Here is a 17792-nt window from a genome sequence, read left to right as displayed (position 1 = left end):
GGACGCAGGCCAACGCTATGCCGAATCCCACCCGACCCCTACTGTCTGTCCGGGACCGGTCACACAAATGCCCTCAATGCACGATGTGTCGAGTCCTGGGACCGGGTTCCCCTGGCGAAGGACCCTGTCCGTCAGCGCTGTGCTCCGACACCACCGATGGTCGGCCCGGCCGGCCACAGTGCAGCCAGGTCGGCGGGGGCCAGCGGCCCTCGGTACGCGGCCCGCAGCACGGCCGTACGGGCGGCCGGACCACCGGTGTCGGCCAGTGCGACGAACCAGTCGATGCCCGCCGGGTACGCCCACAGGTACGACCGCAGTTGCGGGTCGACGCTGCGGTCGGCCAACGCGTTGCCGATCTCCTCGTCGGTCCAGAACGGCACCCGCTGTTGCGCCCACCGCACACAGTCGGCCACCGGCACGCCGTCGTTGACCGCCCGGTGCAGACCGGCCCGGACCAGCTGGGTGTAGTGCGCCAGCCGGACCCGCGCCACCGCCGGGGCGTCGTCGCCGATGACGAACAGCGGTAACGCCTGTGCCAGCCCTTCCAGCAGCACCTGGGTGTCGGTGTGCACCGACAGCAGGCGTACCGCGCCGTCGTCGACGGCGGTCCACCGCGCGTACCAGCTGGCCGACTGCAGGGCGTGGCCGAGCACTTCGTGCAGCGCGAACACCCGCGCCTGGGTCTCGGTGAACTCGGCGCGGTGCCGGTTGAGCCGCAGCCGGGCGGCCGTGCCGGCGCCGTCGAGCCAGTACGACCAGTAGGCGTCGACCTCGACCTGTTCGATCGTCAACTGGTAGGGCGCGTCGGTGCCGGTCGCCGCCCGTACCAGTGGTTCCAGGTCGGTCGCGGCCTGCTCGATGGCGTCGGCGGCGTCCTGGCCGCGCAGCCGACCCTCGACCCGGGTGAGGTGGGTGAGGGTCCGGTCGTCCCAGTCGACGTCGAGGTCGGCCAGGCAGGCGCGGGCCCGGTCGCCGACCTGCGCGAGGTGGTCCTCGGTCCAGCCGGCGGCGGAGCAGCCCTGGGTGCGCCGTACGTAGTCGGCCAGCGGCTGCCGCTCCCCCAGCATCGCGGCCAGGTAGGCGCGGTCGGCGGCGACGCGGGTCCGCAGCCGGGTGTCGGCCCGGCAGGCCGGCTCGTCGGCGATGGCGGTCAGTTCGGCCAGTACGGCGACCCGGCTGGTGGCCGGCGGCGGCGCGGCAGGGTCGGGCTGCGGTGGCCCGGCCCGGTCGGGCTGTGCTGGACAGCAGTCGTAGTCGATCACCGGGGTGGTGCCGCGTCGCCGTTCGTAGCCGTCCCAGGCGCGCAGCGTCGCTTCGATCCGGTCCCGCACCGCTGTCGTCGTCATGGTCCCCATCCTGTCGCACCGCGACCGGGCGGCAGCTGGGCACAGCGGATCCACAGGGACGGCACAGCGGGCTGCTGGGGCGGGCGGCCAGGGTTGGTCACAGCCAAGGCACGACACCGATGACATGTCGTCGTCACGAACGGAGAAAACGGATGCAGCGCGACCCCCGCCGGGACGGCACCGCACGGTACGAAGGCCGGCCGTTGCCCAGGCCGGACGAGGAACTCGTCGACCAGGGCCTCGGCTTCGACCTCGGCACCCTGATGGGCCGCCGGCAGATCCTGCGGGCCTTCGGCCTGGGCGCGGCGACCCTCGGGCTCGCCGCCTGCGGCAGCACCGCCGCCAGCAGCGGCAGCAGCGGTTCGACTGCGGCCGCCGCCGCGACGTCGGCCGGTGAGATCCCGGACGAGACCGCCGGGCCGTACCCCGGTGACGGATCCAACGGCCCCGACGTCCTGGAGCAGAGCGGTGTCGTGCGCAGCGACATCCGGTCCAGCTTCGGCGACGCCGACGGTACGGCCGAAGGGGTGCCGCTGACCCTGGAGTTGACCATCACCGACCTGGCGGGCGGCGGTACGCCCTTCGCCGGCACCGCCGTCTACGTCTGGCACTGCGACCGCGAGGGCCGCTACTCGATGTACTCCGACGGCATCACCGACCAGAACTACCTGCGCGGCGTACAGATCACCGACGACGCCGGCAAGGTCAGCTTCACCACGATCTTCCCCGGCTGCTACTCCGGCCGTTGGCCGCACATCCACTTCGAGGTCTACCCCGACGAGGCCAGCATCACCGACGCGGCCAACGCCATCGCCACCTCGCAGGTCGCGTTGCCGCAGGACGTCTGCGACACCGTGTACGCCGAGTCCGGCTACGACGCCTCGGTCGGCAACCTGGCCCAGATCACTCTGGAGTCGGACAACGTCTTCGGTGACGACGGTGGCGTCCTGCAGCTGGCCACCGTCACCGGGGACGTCTCCGGCGGCTACGCCGCCGCGCTCACCGTGGCGGTCGACACGACCACCACGCCGAGCAGCGGCTCCGCCCCGTCAGGCGGTGGCGGGCCGGCGGGTGACGGTGGTCCGGCGGGTGGCGGCGAGGGCGGGCCGGGCGGTACGCCGCCCAGCGGTGCCCCGGGTGGTCCCGGCGGGGCCCCGCCGAGTGGTGCTCCGGCCTGATGGGTGTCCGCCGGCGCGGGTTACGGAGTCGGCGGTGGCGGTGGGATGGACGGCACCGGGTCGACGGCGATACCGACCGTGGCGGGCGTGGAGAAGTTGCCGGCGCTGTCGAACGCCCGGACCCGGAACAGGTAGGTGCCGTAGCCGCGTGACTCGCCGTACGCGAAGGTGTCGCCGACCAGGGTGACCGCCGAGACGGTCCCCGACTGCTGGATCTCGTAGCCGGCGACGAGGACGTTGTCGTCGGACGGGTCCCAGGTGATCTGGTAGTGGCCGTCGCGTGGGCCGGTGAGCCGCAGCCGTGACGGCGCGGTCGGTGGTTCGTCGTCCGGTACGTCGCCGATGGTGATGATGGCGAGGGGTGACGAGTTGCCGGCCGCGTCGACGGCGCGGACTCCGAAGACGAAGACTCCCGGCGGTGGGGGCGGCATCGTCTAGCTGGTGCCGGTCGTGGTGGCGAGCTGGCCGCTGTGGGAGAAGATGTCGTACCCGACGACTCCCCGGTTGTCGGTCGAGGCGTCCCAGCGCAGGTTCAGCTGCTGGTTCTCGAAGGTGTGCCGAGGGTTCGCGGGGATCGTCGGTGGGTGCACGTCAGGGCCGGTGTCGTCGTCGCCGGGGGCGCACGGCTGGTTGTCGATCAGGCAGTGCACGGGGCTGCCGACGCCGGATGCGATCCAGCCGAAGCTGGTCGTGGCGCCGGCGGCGAGGGTGCCGTTCCAGCCGAGATCCTGAAGACGTAGCGGGTCCCGACCCGGGTGAGTTGGGCGTTCCAGTGGCTGCTGATGCTGGTGCCGGCCGGCAGTTCGAGGTCGACCCGCCAACTGGTGATCGGGACCGGGGCGTTGTTGTGGACGGTCAACTTCCCGACGTAGCCGGTCGACCATTCGCCCTCTTTCGCGAAGTGGGCGATCGCCGCGTGGGCGGCGGTGGGGGCGAATCCGACCGTGGCGGTGCCGACGAGCAGCGCGACCGTCAACGCACCGACCCGGGTCCAGAAGGAGCGAAGTTTATTCATGTACTTCGATACTACGCTTCCGGATCCCGCCAATCAATCGACCTTCCCGAATCCGCCACCCCGCATCTGAGGACGGATTTGCCGAACGGCCCTCCGGGACCACGGTGCGAAAACTACCGTGTGTCACGAACGGAGGGACGTATGCGACACGACCAGCTTCCCGGCACGGACACCACCTACCAGGGCCGCCCACTGCCACGGCCGGACGAGGACCTCGTCGACCAGGGCCTCGGTTTCGACCTGCGCACCCTGCTGGACCGCCGGCAGGTGCTGCGGGCGCTCGGCCTCGGCGCCGCCACCGTCGGGCTCGCCGCCTGCACCCGCAACACGGTCACCGAGCCGACCACGTCCCCGTCGGCGGCAGCGGCCACCACCGAGATCCCGGACGAGACCGCCGGACCGTACCCGGGTGACGGCTCCAACGGCCCGGACGTCCTGGAACAGAGCGGCGTCGTCCGCAGCGACATCCGCTCCAGCTTCGACGGGGCGAGCGCGACCGCCGAAGGCGTACCGCTGACGTTGGAACTGACCATCACCGACCTCGCGGACGGCGGTACGCCGTTCGCCGGTGTCGCCGTCTACGTCTGGCACTGCGACCGCGAGGGCCGCTACTCGATGTACTCCGAAGGCATCACCGACCAGAACTACCTACGCGGGGTCCAGGTCGCCGACGAGGCCGGCAAGGTCAGCTTCACCACCATCTTCCCCGGCTGCTACACCGGCCGCTGGCCACACATCCACTTCGAGGTCTACCCGAGCGAGGCGGACATCACCGACGTCGGCGCGGTGATCGCGACCTCCCAGATCGCGTTGCCACAGGACGTCTGCGACGCGGTGTACGCCGAACCTGGCTACGAGGACTCGATCGACAACCTGGCCCAGCTCAGCCTCGACACCGACAACGTCTTCGGCGACGACCGGGCCGAGCTGCAGCTCGCCACGGTCACCGGTGACACCGCGAGCGGCTACACCGCGACCCTGCCGGTCGGCATCGACACGAACACGACGCCGACCGGCGGGCAGCTCGACGGCGACGGGCAGCCGTCCGGAGCGCCGGTGCCGCCGAGCGGCCGCCCGTCCTGAGGTGCACCTGCGACGATCAGTCGCGCAGGGTCCACTGCTGGTTGGTGCCGGTGTGGCAGGCCCAGAGGATCAGCTTCGTGCCGTTGGCCGTCGCGGCGCCGTTGGCGTCCAGGCACAGCCCGGACTGCACGCCCCGGATGGTGCCGCTGGCGTCGACGGTCCACTGTTGGTTGGGCTGCTCGGCCATGGCCAGGCCGATGCCCCGTCGGGCACCGGTCACGACGGCGGTCCGGCCGGTCAGGTCGAAGGGTGTGCTCATCGGGCCGGCGCCTGCCAGTCGATCAGCACCTTCAGCACGCCGGCACGCCGGTCCAGCGCGTCGAAGGCGTCGGTGACGGCGTCGACGGGCACGGTCCGCGAGATGAGCGCACCCACCGGCACCGCTCCCGACGCCACCAGCCGGATCGCTTCGAGCATGTCGTCGCGCTGGTAAGGGCGGGCACCGCGCAGTTCCAGTTCGCGCCAGAAGAACCGGTGCAGATCGACGGCCCGTGGCTGGGTGTGGATCGCCACCAGCACCAGCCGTCCGTGGGTGGTCAGGACGTCGACGGCGGTGGCGACGCCCGGCGCCGACCCGGACACCTCGAACGCGACGTCCGCGCCCGCACCGACGGTCCACTCGGTCACCGCCGCCACCGGGTCGACCGTCTGCGGGTCTATCGTCTCGATCCCGATCCGTCCGGCGACGCCCCGCCGGAACGGATCCGGCTCGACCAGCAGGACCGGTGCGCCCCGCTGCTTCGCCACGGCGGCGATGAGGACACCGACCGGCCCGCCGCCGACCACGACGACGTGGTCCGTGGCGGCCACGCTCGCCCGCCGGACGTCGTGCACGGCGACGGCGAGCGGTTCGACCAGCGCCGCGTGGTCGAGCGGGACTCCCTCCGGCAGTGGCAGGACCAGCTCCGCCGGCACCGTCCAGGACGACTGCATGGCACCCGGCGAGTCGATGCCGAGGAAGTCCATGGCGTGGCAGACGTGCGACCGGCCGCGCCGACAGGCGACGCACCGACCACACGACCGGGTCGGCATAACCGTGACGGCCTGACCGACGGTCCAGCCGGCCACACCTGCCCCGACGGCGGCCACCCGCCCGGACATCTCGTGCCCGAGCACGGCGGGTACGCCGACCCGGGCGTCCATGCCGCCGTGGTAGATGTGCAGGTCCGTGCCGCAGATGCCGGTGTAGGCCACCGCGATGGTCAGCTCGCCGTCGCCCGGCGGCCGGCCGGCGCGGTCCTCGACCGCCAGGTTTCCAGCGGTACGGTAGACCACTGCTTTCATCGCACCTGCCTCTCGGTCTCGGTGGGCACCGGCCACGCCGGCGCCGTACGTCGACTCAGCTCGCCGTGGTCGGGGACACCTCGTTGCGGATGGCGGCTGGCCCGCCGTCGGGCTCCCCCAGCAATGGCCCGCCGTGGGGCTCGCCCAGCAGGTGCCGGCCGGCGCGCTCCGGCCGTACCAGCGGACCGTCGGCGGTCAGCGGGCGCGGTCGGCCGGCCGCCGCGCCGATCGCCGCCTCGTCGAGGCGGATGCCCAGGCCAGGGCTGTCACCGAGGACGAAGCAGCCGCCCTCGACGGACAGGTCGATGGTGGTCCCGACCGGCAGGTGCAGGTCCTGCAACTCGCTGACCAGGTGGTTCGGCACCGCGGTCGCGGCGTGCAACAGTCCGACCGGGCTGTTGCCGATCGGGCTCACCGGCAGGTCGTTGGCGTGGGCCAGGACGCTGACCCGGAGGAAGTGGGTGACCCCCCAGGCCGCCGACGTCTGGACCACGTCGACCGCTCCGGCCGCGATCAACGGCCGGAACTGCTCGAGGCCGGTAAGGTTCTCGCCGGTGGCGACCGATGCCCGGATCCCCCGGCTGACGACCGCGAGCCCTTCGGCGTCCCAGCGGCGCACCGGCTCCTCGATCCAGATGAGATCGAGGGTGCGTTCGATCTCGCCGACGTGCCGGACCGCCTGCTTGCGCGTCCACGCCTCGTTCACGTCGAGCATCAGACCGGGCCGCAGCCCGTGCGCCGCCTCGGTCAGCACGTCGCGGACCAGACACAGCCGCCGCAGATCCCGCTCGATGTCGAGGCCGCCCTTGAGCTTGGCGGCCCGCAGACCGTACGAGGCGTAGACCTCGTACTCGGCGACGAGTCGCTCGTCGGTCAGCCCGATGTCGAGGCCGGAGGCGTACGCCGGCACCCGCCGGTCGCGGCCACCGAGCAGTCGCCAGAGCGGTTCGCCGGCCGCCTGCGCCTTGATGTCCCACAGCGCGGTGTCGAGCGCGCCGATGGTGCCGAACACCGGCCCGGTGTGGCCGGCCTTGAACGCCTGCCGCAGCATGCGGTCGTAGAGTGCCGTCACGGCGCGCGGATCCTCGCCGTCGATGGCCGGGAAGATCCGTTCGATCTCGACGTGCGACCCGATGCCGACCCCGGAGATGCCCTCGTCGGTCTCCACGACGACGATCGGCACCGAGGTGACGCCGTCGGTGAAGACGCCGTTGGCGTCGCCGACCGGTCGGCCCCACTCCTGCACCGTCGTCAGGGTGCGATAGCCGGTGATCCGCATGTCAACCCTTCGTCGCGCCAGCGGCCACGCCGTCGGCGATCTGCCGCTGAAGAAAGAGATAGATCACCAGTACGGGAGCCGCGGCGATCAGGACTCCGGAGGCGAAGGTGGGGATGTCGTCGGAGTACTGGCCGCGCAGTGCGGTCACTCCCACCATGAGTGTCCGGTTCTCGGCCGACGGCATCAGCAGCAGCGCGATGAGCACGTCGTTCCAGCAGAACAGGGCGTCGAGGATGCCGACCGACAGCAACGCCGGCCGGCCCAGCGGCAGCATGATCCGGCGGTACACGCCGTACACGCTGCTCCCGTCGATCCGGGCCGCGTCGACGATCTCCGCCGGGATGGTCCGGTAGTAGCTCGTCAGGAGAAACACCGTGAACGGCAGGAACTGGGCCACGTAGGCGGCCACCAGCCCGGGGTAGGTGTCGACGAGGCCGAGGTCGGCCATGGTCCGGGCGATCGGCACCATGATCACCTGGAAGGGAACGAACAGTGCCGCCAGGCAGCCCAGGAAGATCACCGACGATCCCCGGAACCGGATCTGGCTCAGCGCGAACCCCGCCATCGACCCGATCAGCAGGAGCAGGACCACCGAACAGGTCACGACGAGCAGGGAGTTGGCGAAGTAGCGGCCCATCCCGACGGAGTTCCACGCGGTGCCGAGGTTCTCCCAACGCACCGCGTCCGCGAGGGAGAACCGGTCGAGGACGTACTCGCGCCGGGTCTTCGACGCGACGTTCGCGGTGAAGAACAGCGGGTAGACCGTCGCCAGCGCGAGCAGCGCCATCGGGACGGCGACCACCCACCCGACGACCCACCGGCGGCCCATCAGTCCTGCCTTCCCGCGCGCCGCAGCAGGCTGATCTGCGCCAGCCCCACGACGAGCATGACGGCGAACAGGACCGTCGACGCGGCCGACGCGAGGGCGGGACGGTTCATCTGTCCCTGCTGAATCCAGATGTAGTACTCCGGCAGGTACGTCGAACCCTCCGGGCCGCCGCTGGTCATCACGTACAGCAGCCCGGACATGGACGTCAGCATCCCGATCATGGTGGTGACGAAGACGAACTGGATCGTCCGGATCAGGCTGGGGACGATCACGTGCCGGATGGTCTTCGGCAGCGACGCCCCGTCCACCCGGGCGGCGTCCAGTAGCGCACCGTCCAGAGTGGCGAATCCGGCGAGGAACACCACCAGCGCCATCCCGAACGTCGCCCAGACGTGCACGCCGACGACCGCGAACATGGCCACCGCCGGGTCGCCGAGCCAGTCGACCGGACCCAGGCCCACCGTCGCCAGGGCGGCGTTGACCGGGCCGTCGAAGGCGAGCAGCAGGTTGAAGATCGCACCGACGATGACCGGCGAGAGCACGGCCGGGAAGAAGTAGACGCTGCGGTACCAGCGGTGTCCGGGAACCCGCAGGTAGATGAAGGTCGCGATCAGGCCCGGGATCGCCACGGCCACCGGCAGGAGCAGCACCAGCAGCCCCACGTTGCCCAGTGCCCGCTGCAACAGCGGGTCACCGAACAACTCGAGGTAGTTGTCGAGGCCGACCGCCGTACCGTCGCGGTCGCCGTCGCCGGTGAAGGAAGAGTTGACCCCAGCAGCAGCGGCCACAGCCGCAGCACGACGATGACGAGCACCGCCGGGGCCACCAGGACGTACGGGGCGTCGGCCGCCGGAGCGCCACCTGGATGGCCGCCACCGGTCGACGCGCCGGTCGTCGGGTCGCCGCCGCAGCGCCGGCGGGGACTCGGTGATCGCCACGGCTCAGCCCGCGCGGTCGGAGTCAGCCAACTGCCGTACGGCCTCGTCCACGGTGACCGAGCCGCTGAGCAGTTGCTGGGAGAGTCTTCCCATCAGGTCCAGGGTCTTCGAGGAGAGCGCGACGTGCAGGGCGGCCTTCCCGGAGTCGAGCTGCGGCACGATCGTGGCGACGGCCGGTCCGCTGCCGGAGACGTCGATCGTGGTGTCCGAGGCGATCGCGCCGGCCTCCTGGTAGAAGGCGGTCAGCGCGTCGGTCGAGGTCAGGGAGCGCACCAGGTCCGCCGCGACCTGCGGGTCGGCCGTCCACCTGGCGACCGCGTAGCCGATGCCGCCGTCGTAGGGCAGGCTCGCGACGGCGCCGGTGGTGGCGACCGGGGCCGCCATGACGCCGAGGGTGTCGGGTGCCAGGAACTCGCTGAAGTCCTTCCAGTGCCCCACGTCGGACATCAGTCCGATCACGTGCGGCCTGACCGGACTGGAACAGCGCGAACGAGTCGTTGAACATCGCGGTCGAGTTGGCGCCGTCGTTGTTCAGCCCTTTGTCGCCGGCCTCTTTCCACAGCTGGAAGATCCGTTTGACGTTGGGCGACTCCCAGTCGCGTTCTCGTCGATCCAGGCGTCGTACTCGTCGGGGGTGAGGATCCCCGACGCGAGACCGGACAGGAAGAACTGGATGCCGAACCCTTCCTTGTTGCCGAGGGCGATGCATTTCGCGCCGGTCGCCCCGGTGATCGTCGCGCAGTCGTCGACGAACTGGTCCCAGGTCGTGGCCGGCGCTGTCGGGTCGAGCCCGGCCGCCTCGTAGAGCGCCTTGTTGTAGTAGATCGGATGCCCTGCAACGTCACCGGCGCGGCGTAGGTCCGGTCGTCCTTGGTGAACGCCTCCCAACCCGCCAGGCGCTGCCGGTCGTCGGTCACGAACTCGTCGAGCGGCAGGAGCGCGTCGACGCGGTCGCGGATCTGACCGCCTCCGTTGAAGAAGATGACATCGGGCCCTTTGCCGGCCTGGATGGCCGCGCCGAGCAGGGTGTAGTACTGGTCGAATGGCTGCGCCACGAATTCGACGGTGACGTCCGGGTGGGTGCGGGCGAAGTCGGCTTTCGCCTTGTCGATGTAGGCGGCGGACGCCGGGTCGCCGGATTTCCAGTCCCAGACCACCAGTGTGTCGTCCGACCCGCTGGACGGGGAGCGTGATCCCGTGGCGCTCCCACAGCCGGCCAGGGCCAGACCCGCGACGAGGGCGACCGACACGACAGTTCGGTACTTCATCGCTACTCACTTTCGAAGAGGGGGCCGGGACGAACCGGTCTTCGGGCGAGACAATTCACATGAACGTGACTCGTATGACGTGTGACGTCAAGAGGTGGACGTACACTGGCCACGGAGGTCGTGGGACGGCGACCACCCGGAGGAAAACATGACGGCAACGCAGCAGACCGCGCCGAACGCGTCGACACCCCCGGCCTGGACGCGACGACCAGCCAATCTCGCCACGGCGGTCACCGCCGAACTGGTGGAACGCATCGTTCGTGGGGTGCACCCGTCGGGCACGACACTGCCCGCAGAACCGGTCCTCTGCGAAACCTTCTCGGTGAGCCGCACCGTCGTACGGGAAGCGGTGAAGATCCTTCAGGAGAAGGGCCTGGTGCAGATCCGCCAGGGCAGCGGCACCATCGTCACCCCGACGTCGATGTGGGACATGCTCGACGAACACGTCCTCGCCGCGACCATCGCCGAGGACGACAGCCTGTCGATCCTCGACGATCTCGTCGTCACCCGACGCGTACTGGAGTCGGACATGGCCAACGTCGCCGCCCGCCTGGCCGACCAGGACACCGTCGATCGGCTACGCGCCCTGGTCGAGCGGATGGACGAACTCGTCGACGACCACGTCACCTACCACGACCACGACCGGGCCTTCCACGACACGATCATGCAGGCGTCCGGCAACCGCATCGCCCGCGGCGTGATCCGGGCGTTGGAGAGCCAGGTCGTCAACACCGCCCGGTACATGGGCCGGACCGAACGGTCGCTCTGCGTGGCCTCCAACCGCGGCCACCGGCGGATCTACGAACGCATCGCCGCCCACGACCCGGACGGCGCGGCCGCGGCGATGTTCACCCACATCACCGAAGCCTGGCTCGTGCGCCGCAGCGGCCCGGACAAACCCGTACGCCTCAAGCGGTGAGATCCCCACTGCCGTTGACCGCGATGATCCGGTCGATCAGCCCGCCACCGGGGAAGTCCAGCATCAGCAGCCCGGTACGGCGTACCGGCGGATGCACCTCGGGGCCCTCGTTGAGGTAGATCAGCAGGAACGGGTCGACGCCCTGCACACCGAGCGCGCCGCCGGCCACCGCCGCCGGAGTGGCGAAGACACTGGAGCCGCTGGCGAAGTTGACGTACAGCTTGGTGGGGTCACCGGCGCTGGTGGCGTCGAGGTGCCGGCGGACCTGGTCGCGTTTGGTGGCGATCGCCCCGACGTTCGGCACGTCGTACTCGTCCTGCACGTACGTCGACGAGCCGTGCCCCCAGTCGGCGAACTGGGCGAGCCCGTACTGGCCGTACCGACCGCCGCGCGGACCGTGCGCCACGGCCAGGACGACCCTGCCGCGGACCGCGCCCAGCGTCGGGGTGGCGGCGGCGGTCGACCGGTTCACCGACGGCGCCCAGAACAGCCCCGGACGGGCATCCCGGTAACGGTCGAAGATGTCCGCGAAGGCGAGCTGGCCGCCCGCGTCCGCGCAGGAGCCCAACTCGCCGGTGCACTCGTGCTTGAGCCGCATGATCACGGTCTCGCTCGGCCGCTGGGCGAGGAACCCGCCGAGCACCCGCAGCACGTCGTCGAAGTTGGCCTGCTGGTAGACGGCGCCATGATGGACGGTGAAAGTGTTGCCGGTGTTGATCCGTACCCGGATGTCGACCACCCGGATGCCGGCGTCGAGCTGGGCGGTGAGGGTGGCCGCGCTGTTGCCGTGGTTCTCCTGGGTCTGGGTCCAGGCACCGCCGTGAATCGACAGGCTCTGGTGGGTGCCGGGCAGCGACAGCGCCGCCAGGTTGGTGCCGTCGGGCACCCGACGCAGCCAGTCCGGGTTGCTGGCGGTACGCAGCGTGCGGTAGCTGGCGTCGGCGGCGAACGCCGGAGCGGGCAGGGCGACGACCGCGACGATGGCGGCGAGCAGGGACGCGGCGAGCCCGGCGACGGCGCGTCGCCAACGGGCCGGAGACACCATGGCAGGAAATATAGATCAGTTTCCGGCCGACTCGTAGCGGCGCAGCCCGGCCCGGAAGACCAGCGCCGCCACCGCCACGCAGTAGGCGGCGACCAACGGGGTCAGCCAGCCCAGCCAGGCCGGGCCCACCCCGACCCGGTCGCCGGTGCCGCCACCACCCCCGCCACCGAGGATCACGCTGGTCGGAAAGAAGCTGACGAACGCGAACGGCAACCCGACGACCAGCACCAGCCGTACCCCGAACGTGTAGACCGACACCGGGTAGCGGGCCAGGTCGCCGATCTGGTGCACCGCGTACGCGAAGATCGAATGCGGACTCTGCAACCAGAACGCCGACGAGTTGGTGGCCAGGTTGATCGACAGCTTGACCGCCATCCCGCTGACGAACAGTCCCAGCCCGCCGGCCACCAGCGCCGGTGACCAGGCGACGTCGACGCGCCACAACGCCCAACCGAACATCGCCCCACCGGTGACCAGGTTGCCCAGGCCGTTGATGCCGACGTCGTCGCTGAGCACCTGCAGCACCACCGGGTACGGCCGGACCAGCTTGTAGTCCAGCTCCCCCTTGTTGACCAGCCACGGCAACCGCCACATGCCCTCGAACAGCAGCGGCCCGACCGCGTCGGAGAGCACCACCACCGAGTAGATCAGCACCACCTCGGCGAAGGTCCACCCGTTGACCTGCGGCACCCGGGAGAAGACCGCGCCGAGGAACGCCAGGCCGACCAGCTGGGTCAACGCCGAACCGGCGACCAGGATCCAGAAGTCGGCCTCGTACTCCAGAGTGGCCCGAAGGTGGGCGCCGAGGCTGCGCCGGTAGAGCCGCACCCCCCGGCGCAGGCCGCTCCGGCGCGGGCCAGCGGCGGTCCGCGTTCGCATCATCAACCCCCGTGTACGGTCAGTTGGCGCACCGCCGCCCGCCAGGCCAGCCGGGCACCCCACCACAGCGCCACCGTCCACACCGCCTGGATGCCGATCAGCCGCCACGCGTCGGCCCCGGTCGCCTGCCCGAGATAGATCGTCGCCGGGGTGAAGGTCATCCCGGCGAACGGCAGCACCGCCGCGATCGCCTGCAGCCAGCCGGGCAGCAGCGTCAACGGCACCAGGGAACCGGAGAACAGGTTGGTGATCGCCTGCCGGGCCAACGACACCCCGAAGATGTTCTGCGTCCAGAAGCAGAGCAACGCCGTCAGGTAGACGGTGGTGAACCGCAACGGCAGCACCAGCGCGACGCTGACCGCGAACAGCGCCGCCTGCCCCGGCGGCGGCACCGGGACCGGCCCGGTGATCGCCAGCACCACCGCGCACACCAGCAGCGAGAAGGCGACCTCGACGACGGCCACGCCGACGGTCTCGGCGAACCGGGCCCGCTGGTAGTCGACCGGCCGGGTCAGATCGACCGCGACCATCCCGTCGCGGATCCGGGCGGCCATGTCCCAGTCGCCGAACGACATCAACGCCCCGGTGACGTAGGCGACCAGCAGGTACGCCTTCATCTGCGGCCAGGTGAACCCGCCGATGCTGCTCCCGGAGCCGAGCAGCACCGCCCAGATCGACAGCATGGCGAGCAGTTGCAGCAGCACCCCGGCCATGCCGAGGACGAAACTCAACGGGTACGCCAGGGTGCTGCGCGCCGCCACCCGGGCCAACGCCCGGTACGGACGGACCGCCGCCGGCCGGGTCGGCGTACCGGCCGCGACGGTGGTCACGGGGCCGGCTCCAGGCGCAGCTCACCGGCGTACACCTTGCGGACCACGTCCTCGATCGCCGGCTCGTCGATGCGCAGGTCGCGTACCTCGGACACCGCCGACACGGCCGCGATCACCTGGCCGGCGGTGACCGCGAACCGGTCGAACCGGACGGTGAACTCCCCCGGCGTCTGGCCCGCCGTCACCTCGACGCCGGGCAGCGTCGCGGCGACCGCCCCGTACGGCAACGGGTCGGCCAGGTGCAGATGCATCGACCGGTGCCGGGCGAACTGGTCCTTCACCCCGGCCAGCGGCCCGTCGTAGATGATCCGCCCCTGGTCGATGATCACGATCCGCTGGCAGACGTCCTCGATGTCGCCGAGGTCGTGGGTGGTCAGGATCAGCGTGGTGCCGTCGGCGCGCAGCTCCCGCAGGAACGCCCGGACCCGGTCCTTGACGGCGATGTCCAGCCCGATGGTCGGCTCGTCGAGGTAGACCACCCGGGGCCGGTGCAGCAGCGCGGCAGCCAGGTCGGCGCGCATCCGCTGGCCGAGGGAGAGCTTGCGGGCCACCACCGGCAGCAGCTCGCCGAGGCCGAGGACGTCGTCGAAGCGCGCCAGCTGCTCGCGGTAGGTGGCGGCGTCGAGGTCGTACAGGTCGCGCAGCAGGGCCAGGGACTCGCGCACCGGCAGGTCCCACCACAACTGGGTACGTTGGCCGAACAGCACGCCGATCTGCCGGGCGTTGGCGACCCGCTGCCGGTGCGGCACGACCCCGCCGACCCGGACCTCACCGGCGGTCGGCACCAGGATGCCGGCGAGCAGCTTCACTGTGGTCGACTTGCCGGCGCCGTTCGGGCCGACGTACGCCACCGCCTCGCCCGCCTCGACCCGCAGGTTGATGCCGTCGACGGCGGCGTGGTCGGAGAACCGTCGGGTGAACAGGTGTTTCAGCGCGCCGCGCAGACCCGGGTCCTTCACCGGCCGGCGGAACCGTTTGGTCAACCCATCAGCTTCGATGAAGGCCATATGCGGATCGTGCCGTAGAGACCCGTCGGCCGCCCAACGATTTTCCTCGCTCGGTAAGGAGCCATACCCGTCAGGGCGCTGACATGCGCGGCGGTAGCCTCACCGGCGTGACAACTGCGTACCTGCGCCGGCCGCTGCTCGGCCTGGCCCTCGTCATCGGGGCCAGCGCCCTGTTCGCGGTCAACGGCACCGTCTCGAAGCTGGTGCTGCGCGCCGGGCTGGACGCCCCGCAGCTGACCGTGCTGCGGGCGGTCGGCGCGTTCGCCGGGCTGCTGGTGCTCAGCGTGGTGCTGCGGCCCGGGGTACGCCGGCTACGGGTACGCCGCCGCGAGGTGCCACTGCTCGTCGCGTACGGCCTGACCGGGTTCTTCCTGGTGCCGATGCTCTATTTCGTGGCGATCGCCCGGCTGCCGGTCGGTATCGCCCTGCTGTTCGAGTACACCGCGCCGCTGATGGTGGCGCTGTGGGCGTGGGCGGTGCAGCGCCAGCAGGTACGGTCGCGGATCTGGGCCGGGCTGGGCCTGAGCCTGGTCGGGCTCGCCTGCGTCGCGCAGGTGTGGGGCGGGCTCACCCTGGACGCGCTCGGGGTGGCCGCCGGGCTGGGCGCGGCGGTGATGCTCGCCGCGTACTTCCTGATCGGTGCCCGTGGCGTACGCGACCGCGACGCGCTGTCGCTGACCACCCTGGCGTTCGGCGCGTCGGCGGTCGCCGGGCTGATCGTGCGCGGGGCCACCGCCGGGCTGGACGGCTGGCAGCCGCTGCTCACCCGCACCGACGGCGGCGTACCGGTCGCACTGCTCTGCTGCTACGTGGTGGTCCTCGGCTCGATCGTGCCGTATCTGCTGATCACCGCCGCGCTGCGGCACCTGCCGGCCACCAGCGTCGGCATCGTCGCCATGCTCGAGCCGGTGCTGGCCGCCGCGGTCGCCTGGCTGGCCCTCGGCGCCGGCGAGGCGTTGACCCCGGTCCAGTTGGCCGGCGGCGCGCTGGTGATCGTCGGCGTCGTGCTGGCTGAGACGGCCCGGCCCGGTGGTCCGCCGGCCACCCCGCCGGTGCCCGACGCCCCACCACCGCCGCCGGTCGCCCGGGTCGGCGTAACGGGGCCGTCCGGCGGGTAAGAGCGCCGGCATGAGTGCACCGAAACGCGTCGCCGTCGTCGCCCACCGCAAGAAGACCCTCGGTGGCGGCCTGGACGAGTTGCGGGCGGCGATCGCCGGACACGGCGCAGCGGACATCGACTGGTACGAGGTGCCGAAGAGCCGCAAGGCACCGAAGAAGGCCCGACGGGCCGTCGAACGCGGTGCCGACCTGATCTTCGTGTGGGGCGGCGACGGGATGGTACAGCGCACCGTGGACGCCCTCGCCGGCTCCGGGGCCACGGTGGCGATCGTTCCGGCCGGTACGGCGAACCTGCTCGCCGGCAACCTCGGCATCCCGGATGACCTGGGCGAGGCGGTCCGGATCGGTTTCGAGGGCCGGCGACGCCAGCTCGACCTGGGCAAACTCAACGGCGAGCACTTCGCGGTGATGGCCGGGGCCGGCTTCGACGGCCGGCTGATCCGCGACGCCGACCGCGACCTCAAGGACCGGGCCGGCAAACTGGCGTACGTCTGGACCGGCCTGCGCCACGTCCGCGGCGTCGCCCCCACGGTGCGGATCAAGGTCGACGGGACGACCTGGTTCGACGAAGCGGCCAGCTGTGTCCTGGTCGGCAACGTCGGCAGGATCACCGGCGGGATCCACGCCTTCGACGACGCCCAGCCCGACGACGGCTGGCTGGAGGTCGGGGTGGCAACGGCGCAGGGCGCGGTGGAGTGGGCGCGCACGCTGGGCCGGATGGCGGTCGGGCGGTCCGAACGCTCACCGTTCGTACGGGTCACCCGGGCGAAGCGGATCTCCGTCCGGCTCGCCGAGCCGATGACCTACGAGCTCGACGGCGGCGCCCGCGCCCAGGCCAGGAAGATGAAGGTACGGGTGGTTCCCGCCGCGATCACCGTCTGCGTCCCCGCCTGACCGACGCGTCACTGGCACGGCATGTCACTGGCACGGCGCGTCACGGAGCGTCACCACCCGAGGAGCAACTACGCGCGTGAACGATATTCCTCTGAGGAATAATTATTCCTCAGAGGAATATCGTCGTGACGCAGTACATGCGCGGGCCGGCCCGGCGACCGAGGTCGCGAGCGCACCTGACCGGGAAGGTTGTCGGCGACCCGTGCTCAGGGTCGGTGCGACGGTGCCTGGATGCGGAACAAGGTGTGGCGGCGCACCGGGCCGTCGGGCACGTTCGGGTGGTCGAAGTCGCCCGCCGGGTCGCGGGTCATCCCGATCCGCCGCATCACCGCCTGCGACCGTAGATTGCCGACAGCGGTCAGGGCCACGATCTCCGGCAGCGCCAGCTCATCGAAGCCGTACGCCAGGCAGGCGCGGGCCGCTTCGCTCGCGTACCCGTGGCCCCAGGCGCCACGGCGCAGCCGCCAGCCGATCTCCACCCCGTCGAACGGCATGTTGGCGTCCACCGGATCCAGCCCGGTCATACCGATGAACTCGCCGGTGTCGACCACCTCGACCGCCCACCAACCCCAGCCGCGCTGCTCCAGACCAGCCTGGCAGCGCAGCATGGTGGCGGCGCTCTGCTCACGGGTCGCCAGGCCGGGGAAGAACTCGCGGACCTGCGGGTCGGCGTTCATCGCCACCCAGGGCTCCAGATCGGATTCCCGCCAGTGCCGCAACAGCAGCCGTTCGGTGCTCAACTCCCCCATGCCGGCACTGTAACCGCCGCCCCCAGCGCCAACAGCCGGTCGGGCGAGACCAGGATCGACACGGGGTCGCCGGGCCAGTTCGGGTTGTCGATCAGGCCGGCACGGGAGGCGCGCTCGAAGTCGGATACAT

The 17792-nt window shown here is 71.1% G+C and carries 21 protein-coding genes and 1 pseudogene; 5 read left to right on the top strand and 17 right to left on the bottom strand.

The window, feature by feature from the left end:
- Positions 1-131 precede the first annotated feature (131 nt).
- Positions 132-1346: a hypothetical protein gene (locus tag O7608_RS15640; RefSeq protein ID WP_289210664.1), complete on the bottom strand. Its 1215-nt coding sequence runs from the start codon at positions 1344-1346 to the stop codon at positions 132-134.
- A 152-nt stretch (positions 1347-1498) separates the two neighbouring features.
- On the opposite strand from O7608_RS15640, the gene O7608_RS15635 reads away from it, so the two are divergent.
- The gene (locus O7608_RS15635; protein ID WP_289210663.1) at positions 1499-2524 is read left to right on the top strand and encodes an intradiol ring-cleavage dioxygenase; all 1026 of its coding nucleotides are present in this window, start codon (positions 1499-1501) and stop codon (positions 2522-2524) included.
- A gap of 20 nt (positions 2525-2544) precedes the next feature.
- Here O7608_RS15635 and O7608_RS15630 read toward each other — a convergent pair whose 3' ends face one another.
- The 3 genes from O7608_RS15630 to O7608_RS15620 are packed head-to-tail and all read right to left on the bottom strand — an operon-like array spanning position 2545 to position 3539.
- Positions 2545-2955, bottom strand: a complete 411-nt coding sequence (locus O7608_RS15630) for a fibronectin type III domain-containing protein (RefSeq protein ID WP_289210662.1) — start codon at positions 2953-2955, stop codon at positions 2545-2547.
- A 3-nt stretch (positions 2956-2958) separates the two neighbouring features.
- A complete protein-coding gene (locus O7608_RS15625; protein WP_289210661.1) occupies positions 2959-3174 on the bottom strand; it encodes a hypothetical protein in 216 nt (71 codons plus the stop codon).
- On the bottom strand, positions 3162-3539 hold the full coding sequence (locus tag O7608_RS15620; RefSeq protein ID WP_289210660.1) for a cellulose binding domain-containing protein: 378 nt from the start codon (positions 3537-3539) through the stop codon (positions 3162-3164). Before O7608_RS15620 ends, O7608_RS15625 begins: the two co-directional genes overlap by 13 nt.
- A gap of 141 nt (positions 3540-3680) precedes the next feature.
- Here O7608_RS15620 and O7608_RS15615 point away from each other — a divergent pair, with 141 nt between their 5' ends.
- On the top strand, positions 3681-4622 hold the full coding sequence (locus O7608_RS15615) for an intradiol ring-cleavage dioxygenase (RefSeq protein ID WP_289210659.1): 942 nt from the start codon (positions 3681-3683) through the stop codon (positions 4620-4622).
- A gap of 16 nt (positions 4623-4638) precedes the next feature.
- On the opposite strand, the gene O7608_RS31990 is transcribed toward O7608_RS15615, so the two are convergent.
- The 8 genes and pseudogenes from O7608_RS31990 to O7608_RS15575 form a co-directional block, all read right to left on the bottom strand.
- Complete coding sequence (locus O7608_RS31990; RefSeq protein ID WP_353850544.1) at positions 4639-4881, bottom strand: RICIN domain-containing protein; 243 nt, start codon at positions 4879-4881, stop codon at positions 4639-4641.
- Positions 4878-5906: a zinc-dependent alcohol dehydrogenase gene (locus O7608_RS15605; protein ID WP_289210658.1), complete on the bottom strand. Its 1029-nt coding sequence runs from the start codon at positions 5904-5906 to the stop codon at positions 4878-4880. Before O7608_RS15605 ends, O7608_RS31990 begins: the two co-directional genes overlap by 4 nt.
- A 55-nt stretch (positions 5907-5961) precedes the next feature.
- Positions 5962-7185: a mandelate racemase/muconate lactonizing enzyme family protein gene (locus tag O7608_RS15600; RefSeq protein ID WP_289210657.1), complete on the bottom strand. Its 1224-nt coding sequence runs from the start codon at positions 7183-7185 to the stop codon at positions 5962-5964.
- A gap of 1 nt (position 7186) precedes the next feature.
- The gene (locus O7608_RS15595; protein WP_289210656.1) at positions 7187-8014 is read right to left on the bottom strand and encodes a carbohydrate ABC transporter permease; all 828 of its coding nucleotides are present in this window, start codon (positions 8012-8014) and stop codon (positions 7187-7189) included.
- The gene (locus O7608_RS15590; RefSeq protein WP_289210655.1) at positions 8014-8802 is read right to left on the bottom strand and encodes a carbohydrate ABC transporter permease; all 789 of its coding nucleotides are present in this window, start codon (positions 8800-8802) and stop codon (positions 8014-8016) included. The genes O7608_RS15595 and O7608_RS15590 overlap by 1 nt, the downstream gene beginning before the upstream one ends.
- A 153-nt stretch (positions 8803-8955) precedes the next feature.
- A complete protein-coding gene (locus O7608_RS15585) occupies positions 8956-9399 on the bottom strand; it encodes a type 2 periplasmic-binding domain-containing protein (RefSeq protein WP_289210654.1) in 444 nt (147 codons plus the stop codon).
- Between the two features lie 84 nt (positions 9400-9483).
- Positions 9484-9840, bottom strand: a complete 357-nt coding sequence (locus O7608_RS15580) for an extracellular solute-binding protein (RefSeq protein ID WP_289210653.1) — start codon at positions 9838-9840, stop codon at positions 9484-9486.
- A gap of 5 nt (positions 9841-9845) precedes the next feature.
- Positions 9846-10220: pseudogene (locus O7608_RS15575) on the bottom strand (ABC transporter substrate-binding protein); the annotation flags it as partial.
- A 148-nt stretch (positions 10221-10368) separates the two neighbouring features.
- Between O7608_RS15575 and O7608_RS15570 the strand changes: the two are divergent.
- Positions 10369-11139, top strand: coding sequence for a FadR/GntR family transcriptional regulator (locus O7608_RS15570; RefSeq protein ID WP_289210652.1), 771 nt, complete (start codon positions 10369-10371; stop codon positions 11137-11139).
- Here O7608_RS15570 and O7608_RS15565 read toward each other — a convergent pair.
- From O7608_RS15565 to O7608_RS15550, 4 genes are read right to left on the bottom strand one after another with little or no spacing between them, the layout of a single operon-like run.
- Positions 11129-12184, bottom strand: a complete 1056-nt coding sequence (locus O7608_RS15565) for a phosphatidylinositol-specific phospholipase C (RefSeq protein ID WP_289210651.1) — start codon at positions 12182-12184, stop codon at positions 11129-11131. The two genes, O7608_RS15570 and O7608_RS15565, sit on opposite strands and share 11 nt — an antisense overlap.
- Before the next feature lie 15 nt (positions 12185-12199).
- Positions 12200-13066 (bottom strand): ABC transporter permease, encoded by an 867-nt coding sequence (locus O7608_RS15560; RefSeq protein WP_289210650.1) that lies wholly within the window; start codon positions 13064-13066, stop codon positions 12200-12202.
- On the bottom strand, positions 13066-13893 hold the full coding sequence (locus tag O7608_RS15555; RefSeq protein ID WP_289210649.1) for an ABC transporter permease: 828 nt from the start codon (positions 13891-13893) through the stop codon (positions 13066-13068). The genes O7608_RS15560 and O7608_RS15555 overlap by 1 nt, the downstream gene beginning before the upstream one ends.
- Positions 13890-14900: an ABC transporter ATP-binding protein gene (locus O7608_RS15550; protein ID WP_289210648.1), complete on the bottom strand. Its 1011-nt coding sequence runs from the start codon at positions 14898-14900 to the stop codon at positions 13890-13892. The genes O7608_RS15555 and O7608_RS15550 overlap by 4 nt, the downstream gene beginning before the upstream one ends.
- A 107-nt stretch (positions 14901-15007) precedes the next feature.
- Here O7608_RS15550 and O7608_RS15545 point away from each other — a divergent pair, with 107 nt between their 5' ends.
- Together O7608_RS15545 and O7608_RS15540 are read left to right on the top strand one after the other, a co-directional pair.
- Entirely contained in the window at positions 15008-16018 is a 1011-nt protein-coding gene (locus O7608_RS15545; protein ID WP_289210647.1) for an EamA family transporter, read from the top strand.
- Between the two features lie 10 nt (positions 16019-16028).
- The gene (locus O7608_RS15540; RefSeq protein WP_289210646.1) at positions 16029-16913 is read left to right on the top strand and encodes a diacylglycerol/lipid kinase family protein; all 885 of its coding nucleotides are present in this window, start codon (positions 16029-16031) and stop codon (positions 16911-16913) included.
- 206 nt (positions 16914-17119) lie between these two features.
- On the opposite strand, the gene O7608_RS15535 is transcribed toward O7608_RS15540, so the two are convergent.
- Entirely contained in the window at positions 17120-17662 is a 543-nt protein-coding gene (locus tag O7608_RS15535) for a GNAT family N-acetyltransferase (RefSeq protein ID WP_289210645.1), read from the bottom strand.
- Positions 17663-17792: the final 130 nt, after the last annotated feature.

Origin of the sequence: Solwaraspora sp. WMMA2056 (assembly GCF_030345095.1) — a bacterium.
Classification (GTDB): domain Bacteria; phylum Actinomycetota; class Actinomycetes; order Mycobacteriales; family Micromonosporaceae; genus Micromonospora_E.
The sequence above is the reverse complement of the archived record's forward strand: the minus strand, read 5'-3'. Positions and strand labels throughout refer to the sequence as shown.

Bases quoted from the DNA above. Each gene is read 5' to 3' on its own strand.
- O7608_RS15640 (WP_289210664.1), bottom strand. From the start codon at position 1,346: ATGACGACGACAGCGGTGCGGGACCGGATCGAAGCGACGCTGCGCGCC.
- O7608_RS15635 (WP_289210663.1), top strand. From the start codon at position 1,499: ATGCAGCGCGACCCCCGCCGGGACGGCACCGCACGGTACGAAGGCCGG.
- O7608_RS15630 (WP_289210662.1), bottom strand. From the start codon at position 2,955: ATGCCGCCCCCACCGCCGGGAGTCTTCGTCTTCGGAGTCCGCGCCGTC.
- O7608_RS15620 (WP_289210660.1), bottom strand. From the start codon at position 3,539: ATGAATAAACTTCGCTCCTTCTGGACCCGGGTCGGTGCGTTGACGGTC.
- O7608_RS15615 (WP_289210659.1), top strand. From the start codon at position 3,681: ATGCGACACGACCAGCTTCCCGGCACGGACACCACCTACCAGGGCCGC.
- O7608_RS31990 (WP_353850544.1), bottom strand. From the start codon at position 4,881: ATGAGCACACCCTTCGACCTGACCGGCCGGACCGCCGTCGTGACCGGT.
- O7608_RS15605 (WP_289210658.1), bottom strand. From the start codon at position 5,906: ATGAAAGCAGTGGTCTACCGTACCGCTGGAAACCTGGCGGTCGAGGAC.
- O7608_RS15600 (WP_289210657.1), bottom strand. From the start codon at position 7,185: ATGCGGATCACCGGCTATCGCACCCTGACGACGGTGCAGGAGTGGGGC.
- O7608_RS15595 (WP_289210656.1), bottom strand. From the start codon at position 8,014: ATGGGCCGCCGGTGGGTCGTCGGGTGGGTGGTCGCCGTCCCGATGGCG.
- O7608_RS15585 (WP_289210654.1), bottom strand. From the start codon at position 9,399: ATGTCCGACGTGGGGCACTGGAAGGACTTCAGCGAGTTCCTGGCACCC.
- O7608_RS15570 (WP_289210652.1), top strand. From the start codon at position 10,369: ATGACGGCAACGCAGCAGACCGCGCCGAACGCGTCGACACCCCCGGCC.
- O7608_RS15565 (WP_289210651.1), bottom strand. From the start codon at position 12,184: ATGGTGTCTCCGGCCCGTTGGCGACGCGCCGTCGCCGGGCTCGCCGCG.
- O7608_RS15560 (WP_289210650.1), bottom strand. From the start codon at position 13,066: ATGATGCGAACGCGGACCGCCGCTGGCCCGCGCCGGAGCGGCCTGCGC.
- O7608_RS15550 (WP_289210648.1), bottom strand. From the start codon at position 14,900: ATGGCCTTCATCGAAGCTGATGGGTTGACCAAACGGTTCCGCCGGCCG.
- O7608_RS15540 (WP_289210646.1), top strand. From the start codon at position 16,029: ATGAGTGCACCGAAACGCGTCGCCGTCGTCGCCCACCGCAAGAAGACC.
- O7608_RS15535 (WP_289210645.1), bottom strand. From the start codon at position 17,662: ATGGGGGAGTTGAGCACCGAACGGCTGCTGTTGCGGCACTGGCGGGAA.